This window comes from Streptomyces sp. WMMB 714, assembly GCF_900090125.1.
Taxonomy (GTDB): domain Bacteria; phylum Actinomycetota; class Actinomycetes; order Streptomycetales; family Streptomycetaceae; genus Streptomyces; species Streptomyces daqingensis.
In genome coordinates this window covers 18,026-39,066 of the sequence record NZ_FMHJ01000005.1, presented here as the reverse complement: position 1 = coordinate 39,066, position 21,041 = coordinate 18,026, and the positions used below count along the sequence as shown (strand labels likewise).

The window sequence follows — 21,041 nt, the reverse complement described above, 5'->3', positions numbered from 1 at the left end:
TCGCTTCCGCCCACATCCGCACGGAGGAAGGGACGTTTGTGAGCATCAGCAAGGGACTCGGAAAGGTCGGGGTGGCTCTGAAGTGGGACCCCAGTCCCATAGGTGCACCGGTGCACGATCTCGACCTCGTGGCCGCCACGTACACGGCTGACGACCCGTACGGAAAGCCCGCCTACCTCGTCACCTTCGACACCCGCTCACCCGACGGCACGATCACCCTCAACAGGGACAGCCGCACCGGGCAGGGCTTCGGCCCCGACGAGGCCATGACGCTCGAACTGGAGCGGCTGGCCTCCTCCTACGCACGGGTCGTCGTGGGCGTCGTCATCCAGCAGAGCGGCGGGCGGATGACGTTCGGGGACGTGGCCAACACCGCCGTCGCCGTCACCGAGGGCTACACGCAGCTGGCGGACGACGACTTCGGGGGCGTCGCCGGTGCCACGGCGGCGACCGTCGCGGAGTTCGTCCGCGGCGAGTCCGGGGAGTGGGAACTGCGGGCGGGCGTCCGCGGATTCGACGCCGAGCCGGACGAGTTCGCCGCTCTGATGGGGAAGAAGCCCGCCTGACCCACTGCCGGCAGCGCCGCGCCGGGACCTCGCCGCGCACCGCCCGCACCAGGCACGACGCACGTCCGAGGTGCTGGGCCGCCCCGACGCCCCCGGGCAGACTTGCCGGATGAACGAGTCCCGGGGGCCCGGCACCCAGCAGACCGAGCGCAGCCGCTGGGCGGCCCTCCAGCGGCCCCTGCGCCGCTTCCTGCGCACCGAGACCGGCAGCGCCGCGATGCTGCTGGCCGCGACGCTGGCGGCACTCGTCTGGGCGAACCTCGACTCCGGGTCGTACGAGCGCGTATGGGCGACGCGGCTGTTCGTCGGGGTCTCCGACGCCCGGATCTCGCTCGACCTGCACGGGTGGGTCAACAGCGGCCTCATGACGTTCTTCTTCTTCGTGGTCGGGCTGGAGGCGCGCCGCGAGTTCGACATGGGCGACCTGCGGGAGCGTCACCGCGTCGCCCTGCCCGTCCTCGCCGGCGTCGGCGGCATGGCCGTGCCCGTCGGGATCTACCTGGCGTTCAACGCGGGGCATCCCACCGCGCAGGGGTGGGGCACCGCCATGTCGACGGACACGGCCTTCGCGCTGGGCATGCTCGCCCTCGTAGGGCCGCGCTTCCCGAGGCGGCTGCGGGCCTTCATGCTCACGTTCACCGTCGTCGACGACGTCATCGCCCTGCTGGTCATCGCCCTCGTCTACAGCGAAGAGGTGGCCCGGGGCCCGCTGCTGACGGCGGCCGGCATCTTCGCCGCGGTGCTGCTCGTCCGCACCGCCGGAGTGACCTCCGGTGTCGTGTACGCGGTGCTGGGGGCCGCGCTGTGGGTCGCGATGCTCGAATCCGGGGTGGACCCGGTCACCACGGGTCTGGCGCTGGGGCTGCTCACGTACGCCTACCCGGCGTCCCGCGGCGACCTGGAGCGGGCCAGCGGCCTCTTCCGGCTCTTCCGCGAGCAGCCCACCGGCGAACTGGCCCGTACGGCGCGGGTGGGGCTGACGTCGGCGATCTCGCCCAACGAGCGGCTGCAGGAGCTCTTCCACCCCTGGACGAGTTACGTGATCGTGCCGCTGTTCGCCCTCGCCAACGTGGGGGTCCCGCTGACGGGGGAGCTCCTGACCCGGGCCTTCACCTCGCCGGTCACCTACGGCATCCTCTGCGGCTTCGTCCTGGGCAAGCCCGTGGGCATCGTCGGCGTCTCGTGGCTCGTGACACGCCTCAGCCGCGGCAGGCTGCGGCCGCCGGTGGGGTGGGCCGCCGCGGCGGGCGGCGGCACCATCGCCGGCATCGGCTTCACCGTCTCGCTGCTGATCGCCGGACTCGCCTTCCACGGCACGGAGCTGGAGGAGGCGAAGATCGGCGTGCTCAGTGCGGCGCTGTGCGCGTCCGCGCTCACGTGGGGGCTGTCGAGGGCGACCGCCCTGCTGCCGCACCGGCTCCGGGGCCGTGCGCTGCTGGGCCTGTCCGACCCGGTCGTCGACCTCGCCTCCGTCGTCGACGGGGACCGCGACCACGTGCGGGGAGCCGAGGAGGCCGTCGTGACGATCCTCGAGTACGGCGACTACGAGTGCCCCTACTGCAGCGGCGCGGACCCCGTCGTCCGCGAGCTGCTCGGCAGCCACGAGGACGTCCGCCACGTGTGGCGCCATCTGCCGCTGACGGACGTGCACCCCAACGCGCAGCTCGGCGCCGAAGCCGCCGAAGCCGCCGCCGCGCAGGGCGCGTTCTGGGAGATGCACGAGTGGCTGCTGTCGCATCAGGAGCAGCTGAGCGTGCCGGACCTGGTGCGGCAGGCCCAGGCGCTCGGGCTCGACGCGGAGCGCTTCCGCGAGGACCTGCGCGAACGCATCGGCCAGGACCGCATCGTGCAGGACCTCGACTCCGCCGACGAGAGCGGTGTCTCCGGCACGCCGACGTTCTTCATCAACGGCCGCCGCCACCAGGGCGGTTACGACATGGACAGCCTGTACAGGGCCGTGAAGGCGGCGCGGATCCGGGCGCACATGGGGTCGTGACGCGTGTTCCTGCGTCGGTGCCCGCGACTGCGTCCGTACGCTGCGGAAACAGCCCGCAGGCAGCACGCGCGGTGCGCACCCGCCCCGCACGCGAGCCGTCCGCACGGGCCCCAGCAGTCACCCGGCCAGGCGGAGAGAGGCCATGAACCGAGACGACCTGCCCGCTCCTGAGACGGGCATGCTTCTGACCCACTTCCTGACCGTGCGTGACGTCGCACGCTCCCGGAGCTTCTACACGGACGTCCTCGGGGGCGAGGTGGTCCTGGAGGAGAACCCCTGCATCGTGAGGCTCGCCAACGGCTGGATCATCATGAACCCCGGCGGCGGCCCCACCCCCGACAAACCCGGAGTGACGCTCCGGCCCCCGGAGGACACCGGCACCACGTCCGGCTTCCTCAACATCCGCGTGGCCGACATCCACGAGTGCTACCGCGAATGGAGCGCCAAGGGCGCCGAGTTCCTCACGGCGCCCGTCGACCGCAAAGCCGAACTGCGTTGCTACGTACGCGATCCCGACGGCTATCTCATCGAGGTGGGACAGTCCACGGGCCTTCTGGAAGGGATCCTCGCCGACCCTCCCGCCGGGCGGGAATGACAGAGGAGAGCCCGGTACCGGCGCTCAGACCCGGCCGAGCCGCGTTCCCGGGCGGACGTTCCAGCGTCCGGCTGCCGCGCTGAACTCCGTCGCGGTCAGCGGTTCCACGTCCACCCGCCACAGGCTCCGGGCCGGCGCGCCGAGTGCGAGGACGACGGCCGCGCGTACGACGTCGGGCTCCACCACCGCCACCACCCTGCCCGGCCGCGCGGCGAGCTCCGTCAGCCAGCCCTCGACCCTGCCGCACAACTCCCGTACGGATTCGCCTCCGTGGGGCGCGCTCTCCGGATCGGACAGCCAGCGGCGCACACCCTCGGGTTCAGCTGCCGCGACCTCTTCCAGCGTCCTCCCCCGCCACCGGCCCATGGCGCATCCGGCGGCCCGCGGCGCCGGTACCGCGGGCAGGCCCAGCGCTTCCGCCGTCTGCTCGCAGCGCGGCGCAGGGGAGGCGAAGTGGCGTACCGGCGGTGCCGCCGGGAGCGTCCCGGCCGCCGCGGACGCCGCCCGCAGTCCGGCGGCTGTGAGCCCGCTTCCCCCGTCGAAGCGCACGTCGTCCGACGCCTCGTTGCGGGCGGGCGAGATCAAAGTCACTCGGCAGGTCATCTCTTCCTCTCCCCGGGCTGAACTGGGGCTTCCCGGAAGGCAGTTGAACACGCGGGACGGCCTCGGGGACCGGGTGCGGCCTTGGCCGGGCAGGTCCCCGCGCGGTACCTTCCGCAGGTATAGACGACGGCAGGGCGGAAGCCGGTGGGAATCCGGCGCGGTCGCGCCACTGTATGCCCCCTCCCCGTTCACTGCCGCGCGCAGAGTACGGGCGGGACGAGTCAGACCCGCTGTGCCGTCACGGGCTCCACCAACAGGGACGCGAGTTCCCATCAGGAGGTCATGTCATGGCACAGTCCATCGCCCCGCCGTCCACCGGCGCCCCCGCCGCTGTCCCGGCCCCGCTGCCGGTCAAGGCGATCCTCCCGTGGGCGGTCCTCTTCGGTCTTCTGACCCTGATCGCGCTGTACTTCGTCGGCGCGGAGCAGGGTGCGACGTCTGTCTTCGCCGGGACGGGCGTGCACGAGTGGGTCCACGACGGACGCCACCTGCTCGGCTTCCCCTGCCACTGACGGGGAGGAAGCACACCGTGAACTCCTCGACAGTGCGGGCACTCCTCGTGAGGGGCATGCTCGCGGGTCTCATCGCGGGCATGTTCGCCCTGGTCACGGCCTATTTCCTGGGCGAACCGCAGATCGACGCGGCCATCGCGTACGAAGAGGCCCACACGCACGGGCACGAGCACGGCCCGGAAGTCGTCAGCCGGTCCGTGCAGTCGACGGCCGGACTGGCGACCGGCGTCCTCGTCTACGGCGTGGCCGTGGGCGGCGTGGCCTCGCTCGTCTTCAGCTTCGCCCTGGGACGGGTGGGCGGCTTCAGCCCGCGGGCCACGGCGCTGCTGCTGGCGGGCGCGGCCTTCGTGAGCGTCTACCTCGTCCCGTTCCTCAAGTACCCGGCCAACCCGCCCTCCGTGGGCGATCCGGCCAGTCTCGACAAGCGCACCGCTCTGTTCTTCCTGATGGTGGTGCTGGGGGTGCTGCTCGCGGTCGCGGCGACGATCGCGGGCAGGCGGCTGGCCCCGCGGCTGGGCAACTGGTACGCGACGGTCGTCGCCGGGCTCGGCTTCGCGGTGGCGGTGGGCGGCGCGTACGCCTTCCTGCCGTCGATGAGCGAACTCCCGGAGCACTTCCCCGCGTTGCTGCTCTGGCGGTTCCGCCTCTCGGCGCTCGCCGTGCAACTGGTGCTGTGGACGGCCTTCGGGCTGGCGTTCGCGCACTTCGCGCAGCGGCTCCTGGTGGGCCCGGCCCGCGAGCGGAAGACCGTGCGGGACGGAGCGGCGCCGGCCGCCGCGCAGGTCTGATCCGCCCGAACCGCGCCCCCGCCCGACCGGTGCGGGAAGTCCGGCGGGCAACCGGATACGGCCGCTGCCACGGACCTCGTCAAGAGGCCCGTGGCAGCGGCCTGTTCACCCCCGACGACCCGTCACCGCGCGGGCGGGCCGCTCCGGAGCGGCCCGTCCGCGCGGCCCGTCACCCGTGGCGAGGACCCGCTGCCCGCCACTGCGGCGTGACTGCCCGCCCTGCCCGGCGCGGAGATGAACGGACGGCCGTCACCGCGTCTCGGCCCGCAGCGTCCGGGCCGCGGCGACGACGTTCTCCAGCGCCTCCCGCACCTCGGGCGGCGATCCGCGGTGAGGGGTCGCACATGCCCTCGGGCGGTTCGAACGGCGGTGCGCGTGGGCCGGTCGCCTGTCCCTCCCTGCGCCGACGGAGGGGGCGTCCGGGGACGGGCGGTGTGGCGGGCCACGGGCCGCGCCCGGCGGTTCCAAGCTGCTCCCGGACAGTCACCGCCCGCCTCGCCCGGGCTCCGCATGCGACGCGGCCAAGAAGCGGACGCAGCAGCGGCACGCCGGTGCCGCCCGGCGCCGTCCCCGGCTCGGGCCCTCGCACGCGTCTGCGGGAGAGCGGTGCGGCCGTCACCACGCGACAGGAGAGACGACCATGCAACTCCCCGGCTCCGCAGCTTGGCGGACACGGCCAGCCGCCCCCCGGCCCGCGGACCTGCCGCCCGAGGCGAACCCGGCCGACCCCCGCTTCTGGCAGCTCCCCCACGACGAGCGGCTGGCCGTGTTCGCCAAACTGCGCAGCCGGGAGTCGCCGGAGTTCTTCAGCCCTCCCGCCGGCGCCCTGCGCAGGGGGAACGAGCCGGGCTTCTACGCGCTGGTCAGGCACGAGGACGTACGGGAGGCCAGCCGGAACCCGGCGGTGTTCGGGAGCGCGCCCGGAGTGACCACGCCGCTGCCCGCACGCTGGGTGCAGGCCCTCTTCGGGCAGTCCATGGTCAACCTCGACGGCCAGGAGCACGCGCAGCTCCGGAAGATCGTCTCGCGTGCCTTCAGCCCGCGCCTGCTCGCGAAGGCGGAGCGGGACATCCACGACGTGGCCGAGCGCGTCGTGCGGGACGCGGTGCGGCGCCCGTCGCGCGAGTTCGTCACCGCCGTGGCCTCCCGCGTGCCCTTCGAGGTCGTGTGCAACATGATGGGCATCCCCGAACGGCACCGGCCGCGCATCCTCGCCCAGCTCAACGACGCCTCCGAGGACATCGGCGTCGGACGCGGAGCGCGCCGCAGGTTCCGCGTCCCCGGCAAGGGCCTGCGGGCGCTCGCCCGGATGCACGTCATGATCGCCAGACTCGCCCGCGAGCGCCGCCGCCACCCCACGGACGACCTCATCTCCGCGCTCGTCACCGCCGACGTCGACGGGGAGTGCCTGGGCAACCGCCAACTCGGGGCGTTCTTCACCCTGTTGATGGTCGCCGGGGTCGAGACCACCCGCAACGCCATCTCGCACGGCCTCTCGCTGCTCGCCGACCACCCGGACCAACGCGACCTGTGGGCCGGAGACTTCGAGAAGTACGCCGACTCGGCCGTGGACGAGATCGTGCGCTGCTCGACGCCCATCATCCAGTTCAAGCGCACCCTCCGGCGCGACCACGTGGTCGGTGGACGGACCCTGCGCGAGGGCGAGATGGTCGCCCTGTACTACGCCTCCGCGAACCGCGACGAGGCCGTCTTCCCGTTCGCCGACGCCTTCGACATCACCCGCGACCCCAACCCCCACCTCGGCTACGGCGGCGGAGGGCCCCACTACTGCCTCGGCGCCCACCTCGCCCGGCAGGAACTGAAGGCGCTCTTCCGCCTGCTGCTCGACCAATCCGTGGCGATGCGCGCCGCGGGGCCGCCCGAGCTCGTGCCCTCCAGCTTCGACAACCGCGTCAGGGCGCTCCCCTTCGGCCTCGGCGGCTGCCCGGCCTCCGGAGGCACCGCGCCTGAGGACGCCGCCCCCGGCGCGGAAGCCGCCGGCGGTGCGCAGTGCCCGTCTCCCGGAGCGCACGGGGCGTAGCCGGCGAAGGCGTGCCGGTAGCGTGCCGGGCGGCCCGATGCCGCCCGGCACCGGGGCGTCCACCGCGGGTGCGGCCCGGTCTCACGGCATGAACTCAGCGATCAGGTCGGGGATCAGCACCGCGTTCGGGTAGCCCAGGGGCACGGTGAGCACCGGCGCGGCGCGGCCCGTCCTGTAGACGCAGACCATGCCCCCGCGGAGCTGCGTGCCGGCGACCTCGCGCCAGGGCAAGGAGACCCGCGGCCTGGCACACCCGATGCCGCCCCGGTCCACCTTCACGCCGGCGCCGACCGTGGCGGTCCCGCCCCTGCGCACCGCCGCGACGAGCTCCGCGAGCAGCCGCGGCTCAAGGAACTGCCGCGACAGGTTCACCAGGGACAGCCACTCCTCCGGCGGCTCGCTCCGGCGGCCGAAGGCGTGGAAGTTCACGAGGACGCCGTCCCGTCCGAGCCCGCCGTAGTACGGGTACTTGTCCACCTGGAAGGCGTGCGCGCTCTCGTGGGTGGTCGGCCACAGGAAGCGCTTCGTGGCGGTATGGGTGGCCGAATATCCCACCCACTCCACCTCGTCGAGCGCGATCGACCTCTTGCCGAAAGTGATCACCTGCGGATCGGCGTAGAGACGCTTCCGGCCGATCGCTGTGTCCAGGAACGGAACCGGGCGTGACGGCGCCGCCGCGGGTGACGTCCGGCCCCGCGGCGGCCCCGACGACGACGGGCGCGACGCCGCAGCGGCCTGCGGCACGCTGCGGGCCGCGGTGCCGGGCCCGCCGGCGCCCGCGACGTACTCGGCCAGCCATGCCGGTGTGCCGGCGCGCGGGTACGCGGCCAGGTCGTTGCGGTAGTGCTCCGGTGCGAGCAGGTGGCAGTCGGGGAGGGGGCGGTCGCCGTAGTCGAACTCGGTGGCGATGCGGGCGTTCGCGCCGGCCTCGTGGCCGAGGTCGAGGAGCAGCCGCCACCACGGGCCGGCGGGCATCCGCGCGGCGAGGTGCCGCTGCCGGCGGACCAGGACGGCGATCTGCTCGGGCACCGGCACCTCCGTGCTGCGGCTCCCGGACCAGAAGCGGAGCTGCCCGACCTCGCGGGAGACCGTGAAGGAGAAGGCCGCGGTGAAGCGGTCCCACCCCGCGGGGCCGAGCAGCGCGAGCTGCTGCGCGATCGGGCCGAGCAGCCCGGACGCCCTGGCCGCGACGGCTTCCTCCGAGGGCGGCTCCACGGTGAACGAGCTGATCTGCGGCGGGTCTCCGGACTCGGCCTCACGGCGCACGACCTCGTCCTCGAGCTCTGCCAGGAACCGCTCCTCCGCGGGCCGGCGGCGCACATACGCCTCCTCGGCGGCGAACAGCTCCTCGGCCTCCCGGGGAGGGATCGAGCTCGACGTCTCCTTCACCCGTCCGATGTCGCTCACGAGGAAGACCGAACGGCCCACCGGCATGTCGAGGAACGCCATGGGGTCGCTCTCGTCGACGTCCACCGGTGCGTACACGCTCCAGCCCGCTTCGAAGCGGTCCGCCGCCAGCCCTTGGTCGGGGTGGTCGAGCCGGTGCTCCCGGACGTGCTCGGCGACGAGCGCGGTGGCCCTGGCCGCCGGCATGCCCCCGCCGTCGGGCGGCGGGGCGTGGTCGAGGGGGCGGCCGACCCGGCCCGCGGGCGCGGTGGACGGCGACCGGCCGCGGTAGTGCTGCGTGAGCTCGAACCAGAGGCACACCTCCTCGGCTGTCCCGGCATCGACGTCGGCCGCGGCCACCGACCACGAGCCCCCGGCGCCCCGCCCGTACAGCGTGACCAGCTCGGCGTCGTCCCGGCTCACGACGACGTAGTCCGCCTCGTGGAGCTCGCCCACCTCGGCGGCCTCGCCGAGGTGGGCGGCGTGGAGCTGAAGCGCTCCCCGAACGGTTCGCCGCCGACGCCGACGGCGGTCAGGACGTAACCGTCCCCACCGGAGGCGGAGGGAAGGTCCAGCGGGAGGAAGGGATCGCCCGTCCCGTCCGGCCCGTCGCCGCCGCCCCGCTCCGGCCTCCGGCGGCACATGGCGTCGAGCTGGCGGCGCAGTTCCACGACGACGGGTGCGGGCGCGTCCGTGACGAGGACCGACCAGGCACCGGCCGCGTCCCTGCCGTAGAGGGTGATGTCGTCGCCGTGACGGACCGACACGTAGTCCGTCCGGTGGCTGCGGCCGAACGCGGCGGCCTCGCGGAGGGTGGGTGCCGCGGAGAGGTCGCGTTCCGCGATCCGTTCGCCCCGGGCGTCGGTGGCAGCCATGACGTAGCCGGTCATCGGTCGTGCTCCTGTCGCTGCGGAAGGTGGTGAGTGCAGGTGACCGCCAATGGTGGCGGACGGCGGAGGCGATCCGGTAGCCGAAAGCACGGCCCGGCAAAGCCCTTGTCCGCGCCGCGAGTTGGGCGTATGGGAGGCGGCGCGCTGGGGCCCTCGCTACGACTCGCCACCCCATCGCGCGCCGCGTCCGGCCGTCGTCTCCGCTGTGGCGGACCCGCCCGGCTCGTGGATATCGGAGCCTGCTCGGGCTGTTTCTGATAAGGCGGCAGCCGTACGATGAATGCCATGAACGTAGTGGTGTTTCTTCTGACCCTGGGCATCACTTGTCGTATTACACGACTCATAACGAAGGATACGCTCGCCGCCGGATTCCGCTCCTGGACGGCCCAACGGTTCGGCGACGACTCGAAGTTCGCCTATCTCGTCACGTGCAGCTGGTGCACGAGCGTCTGGGTGGCCGCCGCCGTGGTGCCCGTCGCCTTTCTCGCGGGAAACACGGTCGCGTTCCAGGCGGTGGCGATGGTGCTGACACTGTCCTATCTCAGCGGCGTGGCGTCCAACTGGCTCGACTGAGCCGGGTTTCCAGTTCCCCGCCACCGTTCCGGGTGTCGGACGGAAAGGAACCGGGGAAACTCCGGAGGACGGGGAGAGGCCATTCACGGCCCTTCCCGGGCGAGCCCCTTCCCCGGCCCCCGCACCCGGCGTTCACCGTCACACCGTCACTTCGCCGCGAACTCCCGGGCGCACGGCGCGCTTTCAGCAACGCCACCGGGGACCGGCCGCGGAAGCACGATGGAGAACACAGCCGGGACGGGGCACCGGGTCGGCCGGACTGGAGGGAATTTCTGATGGGATGCAACTGCGGCGGACGTAATCGCCGGACGGTCACCGTCTACCGCCTGCTGCTGCCGAACGGTGCGGGGCGTGACTACGTCACCCGCCAGGAGGCCGAGGCGGCCAGGCAGCGAAGGGGCGGCACGGGAAGGATAGTCACCGTCAACCGCTAGGGCGACCGGCCTGATCAGCGCCTTCCCGCCCGGGTCGGGGCGGGAGGCCGCACGGGTCGGCACCGGGTCACCGAATGCCGGCGCGCTCTTCGGAGCGCGCCGGCATTGTCGTGCGTGAACGTTATCCATACGATTACCCGAATGCAGTCCGTCCGAAGTCAGGGCGCACAACGAGCGGTTTCCGCAGGCGCGTCGGGACTTGCGAATGCGCCGCTGTTTTCAGCCGCCGCGCTTGACACCGCCGGACAGGTCTCCATTCTCCGGACTCGGCCACGAAGCGCCCTGTGAGACTGAAACCCCTGCCACCGGCGAGGAGTTCACCGTCCCTCGGAAAGACGCCCCCGGCGGCCCCTGCCTGCACATGGCAACGGCCGCCAGGGGGCGCACACTTCCGGTACGGGAGAGGAGCACGGGCGCATCGGAGTTCCGAGTGCGCCAGGAACGGGAGCGCGAACGTTCCGGGAAACGGGCGTCGCGCACTCCGGAAGCGGCGGAAACACATCCCCTCCTCGACGTGATCCGGCCCGATTCCCCGTAATTTCAGGCCCTCCACAGCGGTGCGCCGTAGTGCGGCCTCCTTTACGTAATCGCACCCCTCGCTCCGTACCGCGCTCCGCCATACGGGGGTTATCGGTGCTTCAGGTATGGCTCAATACCCCGATGCGGGCGCCTACTTGAGATGTCGCCGGGTGAACGGCAACGGGCCGTCGGCCCGAACCGCTTTCCGCTGAAACCGAGTTCGCCTGATCTGCTCCCCTCCGCCCGGCGAGAACGAGGAAGAGCACAGGCATCAGACCGTCCGGAGCTGGATTTCCGTCAGCCCGCGGTTCCGTGAGATTCCGCACCGCTGTAAGAGAGGCCTTCCATGCCCAGCACGACCACGACCATATCCTCGGCACCCGACCCGTCCGTGTGCGGCGAACCCGTCACGTTCTCCGCGGTGGTGACGGTGGTCCCGCCCGACACGGGCACGCCGACAGGCACGGTCACGTTCATCGTCAGTGACGACGGCCCGTCGGTGACCGTCCCGCTGGACGGAGCCGGCCAGGCGCAGGCCGTCTTCGACGACCTCAGCGTGGGTGTGCACGACGCCGTCGCCGTGTACTCCGGCGACGGCACGTTCGACCCGTCGTCGTCCCCTCTCGACACGCACACGGTCAACCAGGCCTCGTCGACCACGACGGTGAACGCAAGCCCGGACCCCTCCGTCTGCGGTCAGCTCGTGACGCTCTGCGCGGACGTCACCATCGACGTGCCGGGTGAGGGCACGCCCACCGGCGATGTCGTCTTCACCGGCCCCGGGGGGTTCACCGCGACGGCGACGCTCGACGCCGGCGGCCAAGCCTGCGTATCGACCACGGAGTTGACCACGGGAACGGTCACGGCGACCTACGAGGGCGACGACTGCGCGGCCGGATCGGTGGGCACGTTCGACGTCACCGTGGGCCCGGCCGACTCCACCACGACCGTCACGGCGAACCCGAACCCCGCCGTCTGCGGCGAGCCCGTGGACGTGTGCGCCGTCGTCACCACGGACGCCCCGGGCGTCGGCACCCCCACGGGAACGGTCACGTTCACCGCCGGCGGAGGCTTCAGCCAGACCGTCACGCTCGACGCGACCGGCCAGGCGTGCCTGACGAGCAGCGTCCTGCCCGACGGGACCGTCACCGCCACCTACAACGGCGACGAGTGCAACCTCTCCTCGATCGGCACCGTCGACCTCGTCGTCGAACCGGCGGAGAGCAGCACCCTCCTCACGGCGAGCCCGAACCCGGCCGTCTGCGGTGAGCCCGTGGAGCTGTGCGCGTTCGTCACCGCGGACGCGCCCAGCACCGGAACGCCCACCGGAACCGTCACCATCACCGGCCCCGGCGGCTTCAGCCAGACCGTCACACTCGGCGGCGGCCAGGCGTGCCTGACGAGCAACGTGCTGGTGGAGGGCGCGTACACGGCGACCTACAACGGTGATGCCTGCTTCAACGGCTCCTCCGCCGGCGTCGGCCTCGTCCTCACGCCCGCCGCCACCACGACCACGGTCACGCTCGACCCGGCCTCGTCCGTGTGCGGTGAGCAGGTCGAGGTCTGCGCGACCGTCACCGCGGACGCGCCCAGCACCGGAACGCCCACCGGAACCGTCACCTTCACCGGCCCCGGCGGCTTCAGCCAGACCGTCACACTCGGCGGCGGCCAGGCGTGCCTGACGACGTCGGCGCTGTCGAGCGGGGTGCTCGTCGCCACGTACGACGGCGACGCCTGCAACAGCGGCTCCGCCGGCTCGGCCACGGTCACCGTCGATCCGGCCGACACGGCGACGGCTCTGACCGTCGAGCCGGGGACCTCCGTGTGCGGGCAGTCCGTGCAGCTGTGCGCCACCGTCACCACCGAGCCGCCCGGCTCGGGCACACCCACCGGAACCGTCACCTTCACCGGCCCCGGCGGACTCAACACCACGGTCACCCTCGACGCCGCCGGCCAGGCATGCACCACCACCACCGGCCTCGCCACCGGCACCGTCACCGCCACCTACAACGGCGACCCCTGCCACTCCGGTTCGGGGGACACCGCCGGCGTCACCGTCGATCCGGCAGACACGGCCACCGTGGTCACAGCGGTCCCCGACCCGTCCGTGTGCGGCGAGTCCGTGCAGCTGTGCGCCACCGTCACCACCGAGCCGCCCGGCTCGGGCACACCCACCGGAACCGTCACCTTCACCGGCCCCGGCGGACTCAACACCACGGTCACCCTGGACGCCGCAGGCCAGGCCTGCGTCTCCACCGCGGTCCTGGAGACGGGAACCGTCACCGCCACCTACAACGGCGAGAGCCCCTGCTTCGCCGGATCGGCCGGCACGTTCCAGGTGACGGTCGGCCCCGCCGCGACCACCACCGCCGTCACCGCGGACGTGAACCCGTCGGTCTGCGGGCAGCCGGTCGAGCTGTGCGCCACCGTCACGACCGACGCACCCGGCTCGGGCACGCCCACCGGGACCGTCACCTTCACCGGCCCGGGCGGACTCGCCGAGACCGTCACGCTCGACGGCACCGGCCAGGCCTGTACGACCACCGCCGATCTGGAGACCGGCACCGTCACCGCCACCTACAACGGCGACGCCTGCCACGACCCCTCGACGGGCACGCTCGGCGTCACCGTCGAACCGGCCGCGACGACCACCACCGTCACCGCCGCCCCGGACCCGTCCGTGTGCGGCCAGACCGTCGAGGTCTGCGCCACCGTGACCGTCGACGGTCCGGGAGCGGGAACGCCGACGGGCACCGTCACCTTCACCCTGGCCAGCGGCGCGGAGACCACCGTGCCCGTGGACGGTTCGGGTGAAGCCTGCTTCAGCACGACGGGGCTGACGGACGGCGCCGTCGTCGCCGTCTACAACGGCGACCCCTGTGCTGCCGCGTCGACGGGGACGTTCACCGCCACCGTGGCACCGGCGGCCACGGCCACCTCGGTCACGGCGCTCCCGACGCCCTCGGTCTGCGGGCAGAGCGTCACGCTGTGCGCCACCGTCACCACCGAGGCACCCGGCTCGGGCACACCCACCGGAACCGTCACCTTCACCGGGCCGGGCGGGCTCAACACCACGGCGACGCTGGACGGTTCGGGCGAAGCGTGCGTCACCACGACCGTGCTGGCCTCCGGCACCGTCACCGCCACGTACAACGGCGAGAGCCCCTGCTTCGCCGGCTCCACCGGGTCCACCACCGTCACCGTCAACCCGGCCGCCAGCGCGACGGCGGTCACCGCCTTCCCGGCGACCTCGGTCTGCGGGCAGAGCGTCACGCTGTGCGCGGCCGTCACCACCGCGGGCCCGGGTTCCGGGACGCCCACCGGCACGGTGACCTTCACCGGCCCGGGCGGGCTCAACCAGACGGCCACGCTCGACGGCACCGGCCAGGCCTGCGTCAGCACCACCGGCCTGACCACCGGCACCGTCACCGCCACCTACGGCGGCGACGCCTGCCACCTCGGCTCCTCCGGGACGCGGGCCGTCACCGTCAACCCGGCTACCACGACCACGGCTGTGACCGTCTCCCCCGACCCGTCCCAGTGCGGACAGAGCGTGGAGGTCTGCGCCACCGTCACCACCGGCGCACCCGGCTCGGGCACACCCACGGGAACCGTCACCTTCACCGGTCCCGGCGGGTTCGCCGAGACCGTCACGCTCGACGGCACCGGCGAAGCCTGCCTGACGACGACGGAGCTGGCCTCCGGCACCGTCACCGCCACGTACAACGGCGACGCCTGCCACGCCGCTTCGACCGGCAGCGCCACCGCCACGGTCAACGCCGCGTCCACGAGCACCGCCGTCACGGCCGACCCGGACCCCTCGTCGTGCGGCGAGCCGGTGGAGATCTGCGCGACCGTCACGACCAGCGCGCCAGGTTCGGGCACGCCGACGGGGACGGTGACCTTCACTGGGCCGGGCGGGCTCAACACCACGGCGACGCTGGACGGTTCGGGCGCGGCCTGCGTCACCACGACCGTGCTGGCCTCCGGCACCGTCACCGCCACCTACAACGGCGACAGCCCCTGCTTCGCCGGCTCCACCGGGTCCACCACCGTCACCGTCAACCCGGCCGCGACGACCACCACCGTCACGGCGGACCCCGACCCGTCCGTGTGCGGGCAGTCCGTCGAAGTGTGCGCCGACGTCTCCTTCGACGTCGTCGGCAGTACGCCGACGGGAACGGTCACCTTCACCGGCCCCGGCGGACTCAACCAGACCGCCACCCTCGACGCCGCCGGCCAGGCCTGCATCACCACCACCGGTCTCGCCACCGGCACCGTCACCGCCACCTACAACGGCGACGGGTGCGGTGCGCCGTCGTCCGGGAGCACCACGGTCGAGGTGAACGCCTCCGCGACGACGACCGCGATGGAGGTCGACCCGGAGACGTCGGTGTGCGGTCAGCTGGTGCAGGTCTGCGCGACCGTCACCAGTGACGCGCCCGGCTCGGGGACCCCGACCGGAACGGTCACCTTCACCGGCCCCGGCGGGTTCAGTCAGACGGCCACGCTCGACGGCACCGGCCAGGCCTGCGTCACCACCACCGGCCTCGCCACCGGAACCGTCACCGCCACCTACAACGGCGACACCTGCCACCTCGGTTCGGCGGACACGGCCACCGTCACCGTCACCTCGGCGACCACCACGACCGCGGTGACCGCCACACCCGACCCGTCGGTGTGCGGGCAGTCCGTGCAGGTCTGCGCGACCGTCACCACCGACGCGCCCGGCTCCGGCACACCCACCGGTACCGTCACCTTCACCGGCCCCGGCGGACTCAACACCACGGTCACCCTCGACGCCGCCGGCCAGGCCTGCATCACCACCACCGGCCTCGCCACCGGCACCGTCACCGCCTCCTACAACGGCGACAGCTGCCGCCAGGGCTCCTCGGACACGGCGGACGTCACGGTCAACGCCGCGTCCACGACCACCGCGGTGACCGCCACGCCCAACTCCTCGGTGTGCGGGCAGTCCGTCCAGCTGTGCGCCACCGTCACCACCAACGCGCCCGGCTCGGGAACCCCGACGGGCACCGTCACCATCACCGGACCAGGAGGACTCAACCAGACCGCCACCCTCGACGCCGCAGGCCAGGCCTGCGTCACCACCACCGGCCTCGCCACCGGCACCGTCACCGCCACCTACAACGGCGACGCCTGCCACACCACCTCGACCGGGACCCGCGCCGTCACGGTCAACCCGGCGAGCACCACGACGACCGTCACCGCGACCCCCAGCGGTCCCGGGTGCGGGCAGCCCGTGCAGGTCTGCGCCACCGTCACCACCAACGCGCCCGGCTCGGGCACACCCACCGGAACCGTCACCTTCACCGGACCAGGAGGACTCAACCAGACCGCCACCCTCGACGGCACCGGCCAGGCCTGCATCAGCTCCTCGACCCTGGGGAGCGGCACCGTCACCGCCACCTACAACGGCGACACCTGCCGCCAGGGCTCCTCGGGCTCGGTGACGGTCACGCCCGGCACGACGGGTACGACCCTGACCGCCGTCCCCGCGCAGGTCCGGGTGCGCACGAACGGCCAGTTCGTCATCCCGGCGATGAGCGCCACGCTCAGGGAGACGGCGACGAACAACCCGATCGCCGGGCGCACGGTGACCTTCGTCGCCAACCGCGCCGGAGGCACCACGGTGATCGGCAGCGCGGTCACCGACGCGTCGGGCGTGGCGACGATCGCTCCCCCGAACCGCCCGGTCACCCCGATCGTCATCACGGCGAACACGTACCGGGCGAGCTTCGCAGGGGACGGCTGCCTCAGCGCCTCGACGACGACGGCACCGCTGACGTTCCTGGCGTCGCCGCCGCTGCCCTGATCCATCTCCCCTACGTCCACCGATCCGACGTCCCACCGACCGACCGAACCAGCGCACACCACGCCGGGCCGCTCCACGCGGCCCGGCATGGCTGTGCATCGGGTGCCTCCGCGGCGGGGTGCCGGCCGCGGCCGCGGCGGGTCGCGCGGCATGTGCGGGCTCCGGCCCGGACAGGGGCGTGAGGTTACTCCGCGTATCACCCCCGAGCCGCCCTACTGGGATATTCGTGTTCACCCGGCGCTATTCGACTTTTCTTCACTTCACGACTTTGTCGACGTACTCGACTTTCCCGGTGAATTGGCCGCCGTAGAAGCCCTGATGCGGAACGCGCGGGCACCGTCTGAGATTTTTTCGTCGCATTCTGCAACAACCGTGTCGCTGCTGAACTCACTCCACTACGTTGTCTGGCGCGAACACCTCGCGAACCGGTCGGGTCAGACCAGCCCGTCTGATGCCGTGACGGGCCAGGACGCGCCCTGGGCGCCACCCGTGCGGCGAGGGCAGCATGCGTTCTGAGGACGCCCGTCCAACGCTCGTTTTCGCGTGGCGAAGGACAGTTGAACAGGGAGTTCCAGCACCGCTCCGGGCCCGGCGTACGACCGCTTCGCCCTCTCCGGCCGAGGCGGCTGCTGCGCCAGCAAAACGCGCTCTACAGCGAAAGGTGAACGGCGCGACCCAGCACACGGACAAGCTGCCTTGAAAGAGAAACCATGAGAAAACCTCACAAAGCGCTATCTAGACTGTCTGCGGCCGCCGTGGCGCTCGTCCTCACGGCGACTGCCTGCAGCAGCCTCAATCAGGGCTCCGGCGACCAGGAGTTCAGCGGCCAGACGCTCACGGTCGCCGGCACCTGGGACGGCGGAGAGGGCAAGGCCTTCCGGAAGGTGCTGGACGGCTTCACGGCCAAGACGGGCGCCAAGGTGAAGTTCGAGTCCAGCCGGGCGACCGGCGTGGACGACTTCGCCGCGTTCATCCGCGACAAGATCAAGAGCAAGAAGGCCCCCGACGTGGCGATGGTGCCGCAGGTCGGCGTTCTCCAGCAGTTCGCGCAGAAGGGCTGGCTCGAACCGCTGCCGCCGAGCGTCGAACTCGAGGCCGCCCGCAACTTCGCGCTGGTGTGGCAGAACTACGGCAGCTACAGGCGCGTCTTCTACGGCCTGTACTTCAAGGCGTCCCACAAGTCGACCGTCTGGTACAACCCGAAGGCGTTCGACAAGGCCGAGGTGCTGCCGCCGACCGACTACGACGAGATGCTGAGGGTCGGCAAGAAGCTCTCGGCCGCGGGCTACCCGGCGTTCTCCGTCGCGGGCAAGGACGCCTGGCCCCTCACCGACTGGTTCGAGAACATCTATCTCGCTCAGGCCGGACCCACCAACTACGCCAAGCTCGCCACCAACGAGATCGGCTGGACGGACCCGACCGTCGTCAAGGCGCTGAAGACGCTCGGCAAGCTCACCAACGACCAGGACCTGACCGCCGGAGGCGGCACGGAAGCCCTGCGGACCGACCTGGCCGAGTCCGTGGAGGCGGTCTTCGGCAAGAAGCCGAAGGCGGCCATGGTCTACGAGGGCGACTTCGTCGCGGGTCTCATCGCCGGAGAGGCGAAGAAGGACGTCGACAAGGTCGCCAACTTCTTCCCGTTCCCGAAGGTCGACGACGGCGAGGCGCCCGTGCTGAGCGGCGGGGACGCCGCGGTCGCGATGAAGGACAGCAAGAACAAGGACCTGGCGATGTCCTTCATCGAGTACCTGGCGAGCCCCAAGGCCGCCTCGATATGGGCCAAGGAGGGCGGCTTCCTCTCGCCCAACATCAACCTCGACCTGGACGCCTACCCCAACGAGACGACGCGCAAGGTCGCCAAGTCCCTCGTGGACGCGGGCGAGGCCGTGCAGTTCGACATGTCCGACCAGGCGCCGGGACCGTTCGGCGGGACTCCCGGGCAGGGCGAGTGGCAGCTCCTGCAGGACTTCGTGCGGGACCCGTCCAACCCGGAGGCGACCGCCCGGAAGCTGGACGCCGCGGCGGCCAAGGCCTACCTCGACGCTTCGGCCACGGGTACGGGGTGACCGGCGGGGAGGACATCGGTACAGCACGACGCTGAACTCCCCCGCGGGGGGCGCAGCGCCGACGTCCGGCTCGCGAGAGCAGCCGCCGGACGCCGGCTGGTGGTGACGGCGTGGGGGCCGTCCCACCGAACCCGCCCGCCGACAGGGCCGTCCAGGCACATCGGCCCACGCGGGCAGCCGCGTCGCGGATGGCGTCCGCGCGCGTGCCGGCAGGGCGCCGCCTGCGCCGAACCGCTCCCCGGACACGCGCTCCTGCATGCGCACGGCCGCGTTCCCACTCCCGTCCGGCTCTCGCTCCGCATCCCTCCCCGCCACCGCGGACCATGGCCGCGTGTGGCGTGTCACAGACAATCAGGTCCGCCTGTGGGAGCTTCAACTCTGTTACTACTCAGTAGAGTTGAGAGTTCCGGAGAGGACCTGATGAGCACTTCGGAAGCCCTGCCCCTCGAAGACCTGGTCGACTCGGACCGCTATCCCCTCTCGGACCTGGACGGCGAAGCGGGCGCCGCCGTCGTCTCCCGCGCACGGCGTGAACTGGCCGCGGACGGCTGCACGGTGCTCCCCGACTTCATCCGCCCGTCGCTGCAGGGACTCCTGCAGCGTGAGTGCGCGGCCATGGCTCCCCGCGCCCACTTCGACGTCGCGACCGTGAACGTCTACAACATGGCCGTCGACGAGGACCTCCCCGAGGACCATCCCGGCCGGACCGCCTTCGAGCGGGGCAACGCCTTCGTCCCCCGCGACCGCGTCCCCGCCGGCTCGCTGATCAGCCGGCTCTACTCGCACGCGCTCTTCCAGCAGTTCGTCGCCCGCTGCTTCGAACTGCGCGAGCTGCACGAACTGGCCGATCCGCTCTCCGGGCTGGTCCTCAACGTCGTCGAGCCCGGCATGGAACACCCCTGGCACTTCGACACCAACGAGTTCACCGTCAGCATGCTCACGCAGGCGGCGGAGGACGGCGGCGTCTTCGAGTACTGCCCCAACATCCGGAGCGCCGAGGAGGAGAACTTCCCCGCGGTGCGGAACGTGCTGGCGGGCGAGGGCGGCGAGCGGGTCCGGCGGCTGCCTCTCCGCCCGGGGGACCTGCAGCTGTTCAAGGGCCGCTACTCGCTGCACAGGGTCAGCCCGGTGCGCGGCTCACTGGCCAGGCACTCGGCGATCTTCGCCTACAGCGAGCGCCCGGGCGTCATCGGCAGCGTTTCGCGTACGCGGCAGCTCTTCGGCCGCGTCCTGCCCGAGCATCTGGCCGCCGAGGGCAGAGCGGTGCGGGGAGACCGGCTGCTGGACTGACCCCGCCCGGCCGCGACTCCCCCACCGCGACGACTCCCAGGAGCAAATCCCGTGCGCTTCGACGCCACCGGCAAGGTCTCGCTCGACCACATCTACACGCAGCCCGATCCGCGCGCCTACTTCACCCAGCTCCGCCGCCTCGACTACCGCGTCCCCCAGGAGGCCAAGCCGTACTTCGTGAAGCTCATCGACGAGTACCGGCAGGCACGGGGCGTGGAGGTGCCGAAGATCCTGGACGTCGGCTGCTCCTACGGCATCAACGCGGCGCTGCTGAAGTACGACGTGACCATGGACGCCATGTACGCGCGCTACCACGACGAGCGCGCGGGCACGGACGGAGCGGCACCGGCCGAGACCACCGCCGCCCTGCTGGCCCGGGACCGGAAGCTGGCGAGATCCCATCTGCCCGTCCGCCGCACCCGGTTCATCGGGCTCGACACCTCCGCGAGCGCGCTGGCGTACGCCCTGGAAGCGGGGTTCCTGGACGAGGCCGTCCACGCCGACCTGGAACAGGAGGAGCCGACGGCGCAGCAGCGGGCCCGGTTCGCCGGGACGGACCTGGTGATCTCGACGGGGTGCATCGGCTACGTCACCGGGCGCACCCTTACGCGTATCGTCCGTTCCATGGGTGAACACCGGCCCTGGATGGCGCACTTCGTCCTCCGCATGTTTCCCTTCGACCCCGTCGAGAAGGCGCTCGCCCAGCTGGGCTACGAGACCGTCCGCTTCGACGAGGTGCACAGGCAGCGCCGTTTCGCCTCCGAGGAGGAGCAGGCGCTCGTGCTGCGGACGATGAAGGAAGCCGGAGTGGATCCCGGGGGCCTGGAGGAGGAAGGCTGGCTGTACGCGCAGCTCCACCTCTCCCGTCCCGCCGGCACGGGCCCGTCCGGCCCGCCGTCGTAGAGACCGCCGGCGCTCTGCGGCCGCCGCGCCGGAGCCGGCAACG

General features: G+C 72.1%; 15 protein-coding genes and 1 riboswitch. Of the genes, 12 read left to right on the top strand and 3 right to left on the bottom strand.

The genetic code is table 11. The annotated features are described in order from the left end of the window. Positions 1–38 precede the first annotated feature (38 nt). The 3 genes from H181DRAFT_RS10315 to H181DRAFT_RS10305 all read left to right on the top strand — a co-directional run bounded on the left by H181DRAFT_RS10315 (position 39) and on the right by H181DRAFT_RS10305 (position 3,157). On the top strand, positions 39–566 hold the full coding sequence (locus tag H181DRAFT_RS10315) for a TerD family protein (RefSeq protein ID WP_045864056.1): 528 nt from the start codon (positions 39–41) through the stop codon (positions 564–566). Positions 567–675: 109 nt separating this feature from the next. After that, positions 676–2,562 (top strand): Na+/H+ antiporter NhaA, encoded by a 1,887-nt coding sequence (gene nhaA, locus H181DRAFT_RS10310; protein WP_045864055.1) that lies wholly within the window; start codon positions 676–678, stop codon positions 2,560–2,562. Between the two features lie 142 nt (positions 2,563–2,704). After that, positions 2,705–3,157: a VOC family protein gene (locus tag H181DRAFT_RS10305; RefSeq protein WP_045864054.1), complete on the top strand. Its 453-nt coding sequence runs from the start codon at positions 2,705–2,707 to the stop codon at positions 3,155–3,157. Positions 3,158–3,181: 24 nt separating this feature from the next. On the opposite strand, the gene H181DRAFT_RS10300 is transcribed toward H181DRAFT_RS10305, so the two are convergent. After that, positions 3,182–3,760, bottom strand: a complete 579-nt coding sequence (locus tag H181DRAFT_RS10300; RefSeq protein ID WP_045864053.1) for a histidine phosphatase family protein — start codon at positions 3,758–3,760, stop codon at positions 3,182–3,184. A gap of 136 nt (positions 3,761–3,896) precedes the next feature. Then, a riboswitch (cobalamin riboswitch) is annotated at positions 3,897–3,987 on the top strand. A gap of 60 nt (positions 3,988–4,047) precedes the next feature. Here H181DRAFT_RS10300 and H181DRAFT_RS10295 point away from each other — a divergent pair. The 3 genes from H181DRAFT_RS10295 (at position 4,048) to H181DRAFT_RS10285 (ending at position 7,101) form a co-directional block, all read left to right on the top strand. After that, a complete protein-coding gene (locus tag H181DRAFT_RS10295; RefSeq protein ID WP_045864052.1) occupies positions 4,048–4,272 on the top strand; it encodes a CbtB domain-containing protein in 225 nt (74 codons plus the stop codon). 17 nt (positions 4,273–4,289) lie between these two features. Further along, on the top strand, positions 4,290–5,060 hold the full coding sequence (locus tag H181DRAFT_RS10290) for a CbtA family protein (RefSeq protein WP_045864051.1): 771 nt from the start codon (positions 4,290–4,292) through the stop codon (positions 5,058–5,060). A 640-nt stretch (positions 5,061–5,700) separates the two neighbouring features. Then, positions 5,701–7,101 carry a cytochrome P450 gene (locus H181DRAFT_RS10285; RefSeq protein WP_074467801.1) on the top strand — a complete coding sequence of 467 codons (1,401 nt, stop codon included), beginning with the start codon at positions 5,701–5,703 and terminating at the stop codon, positions 7,099–7,101. An 81-nt stretch (positions 7,102–7,182) separates the two neighbouring features. Here the strand turns inward: H181DRAFT_RS10285 and H181DRAFT_RS10280 are convergent, their stop codons facing one another. Continuing rightward, a complete protein-coding gene (locus H181DRAFT_RS10280) occupies positions 7,183–8,943 on the bottom strand; it encodes a hypothetical protein (protein WP_052708542.1) in 1,761 nt (586 codons plus the stop codon). Then, positions 8,907–9,377, bottom strand: a complete 471-nt coding sequence (locus H181DRAFT_RS10275; RefSeq protein WP_045864050.1) for a hypothetical protein — start codon at positions 9,375–9,377, stop codon at positions 8,907–8,909. Before H181DRAFT_RS10275 ends, H181DRAFT_RS10280 begins: the two co-directional genes overlap by 37 nt. 285 nt (positions 9,378–9,662) lie before the next feature. Here H181DRAFT_RS10275 and H181DRAFT_RS10270 point away from each other — a divergent pair, with 285 nt between their 5' ends. The 6 genes from H181DRAFT_RS10270 to H181DRAFT_RS10215 all read left to right on the top strand — a co-directional run bounded on the left by H181DRAFT_RS10270 (position 9,663) and on the right by H181DRAFT_RS10215 (position 20,998). After that, a complete protein-coding gene (locus H181DRAFT_RS10270) occupies positions 9,663–9,950 on the top strand; it encodes a DUF1360 domain-containing protein (protein ID WP_045864049.1) in 288 nt (95 codons plus the stop codon). Positions 9,951–10,225: 275 nt separating this feature from the next. Further along, positions 10,226–10,384: a DUF7196 family protein gene (locus H181DRAFT_RS29385; RefSeq protein WP_175439745.1), complete on the top strand. Its 159-nt coding sequence runs from the start codon at positions 10,226–10,228 to the stop codon at positions 10,382–10,384. A gap of 865 nt (positions 10,385–11,249) precedes the next feature. Further along, entirely contained in the window at positions 11,250–16,739 is a 5,490-nt protein-coding gene (locus H181DRAFT_RS28335; protein WP_078895642.1) for an Ig-like domain-containing protein, read from the top strand. 710 nt (positions 16,740–17,449) lie between these two features. Next, complete coding sequence (locus tag H181DRAFT_RS10225; RefSeq protein ID WP_045864048.1) at positions 17,450–18,805, top strand: ABC transporter substrate-binding protein; 1,356 nt, start codon at positions 17,450–17,452, stop codon at positions 18,803–18,805. A 420-nt stretch (positions 18,806–19,225) separates the two neighbouring features. After that, entirely contained in the window at positions 19,226–20,095 is an 870-nt protein-coding gene (locus H181DRAFT_RS10220; RefSeq protein WP_045864047.1) for a HalD/BesD family halogenase, read from the top strand. A gap of 51 nt (positions 20,096–20,146) precedes the next feature. Then, complete coding sequence (locus H181DRAFT_RS10215; RefSeq protein WP_045864046.1) at positions 20,147–20,998, top strand: hypothetical protein; 852 nt, start codon at positions 20,147–20,149, stop codon at positions 20,996–20,998. The last annotated feature ends 43 nt before the right edge of the window (positions 20,999–21,041 follow it).

Bases quoted from the DNA above. Each gene is read 5' to 3' on its own strand.
- nhaA (WP_045864055.1), top strand. From the start codon at position 676: ATGAACGAGTCCCGGGGGCCCGGCACCCAGCAGACCGAGCGCAGCCGC.
- H181DRAFT_RS10305 (WP_045864054.1), top strand. From the start codon at position 2,705: ATGAACCGAGACGACCTGCCCGCTCCTGAGACGGGCATGCTTCTGACC.
- H181DRAFT_RS10300 (WP_045864053.1), bottom strand. From the start codon at position 3,760: ATGACCTGCCGAGTGACTTTGATCTCGCCCGCCCGCAACGAGGCGTCG.
- H181DRAFT_RS10295 (WP_045864052.1), top strand. From the start codon at position 4,048: ATGGCACAGTCCATCGCCCCGCCGTCCACCGGCGCCCCCGCCGCTGTC.
- H181DRAFT_RS10285 (WP_074467801.1), top strand. From the start codon at position 5,701: ATGCAACTCCCCGGCTCCGCAGCTTGGCGGACACGGCCAGCCGCCCCC.
- H181DRAFT_RS10275 (WP_045864050.1), bottom strand. From the start codon at position 9,377: ATGACCGGCTACGTCATGGCTGCCACCGACGCCCGGGGCGAACGGATC.
- H181DRAFT_RS10270 (WP_045864049.1), top strand. From the start codon at position 9,663: ATGAACGTAGTGGTGTTTCTTCTGACCCTGGGCATCACTTGTCGTATT.
- H181DRAFT_RS29385 (WP_175439745.1), top strand. From the start codon at position 10,226: ATGGGATGCAACTGCGGCGGACGTAATCGCCGGACGGTCACCGTCTAC.
- H181DRAFT_RS28335 (WP_078895642.1), top strand. From the start codon at position 11,250: ATGCCCAGCACGACCACGACCATATCCTCGGCACCCGACCCGTCCGTG.
- H181DRAFT_RS10225 (WP_045864048.1), top strand. From the start codon at position 17,450: ATGAGAAAACCTCACAAAGCGCTATCTAGACTGTCTGCGGCCGCCGTG.
- H181DRAFT_RS10220 (WP_045864047.1), top strand. From the start codon at position 19,226: ATGAGCACTTCGGAAGCCCTGCCCCTCGAAGACCTGGTCGACTCGGAC.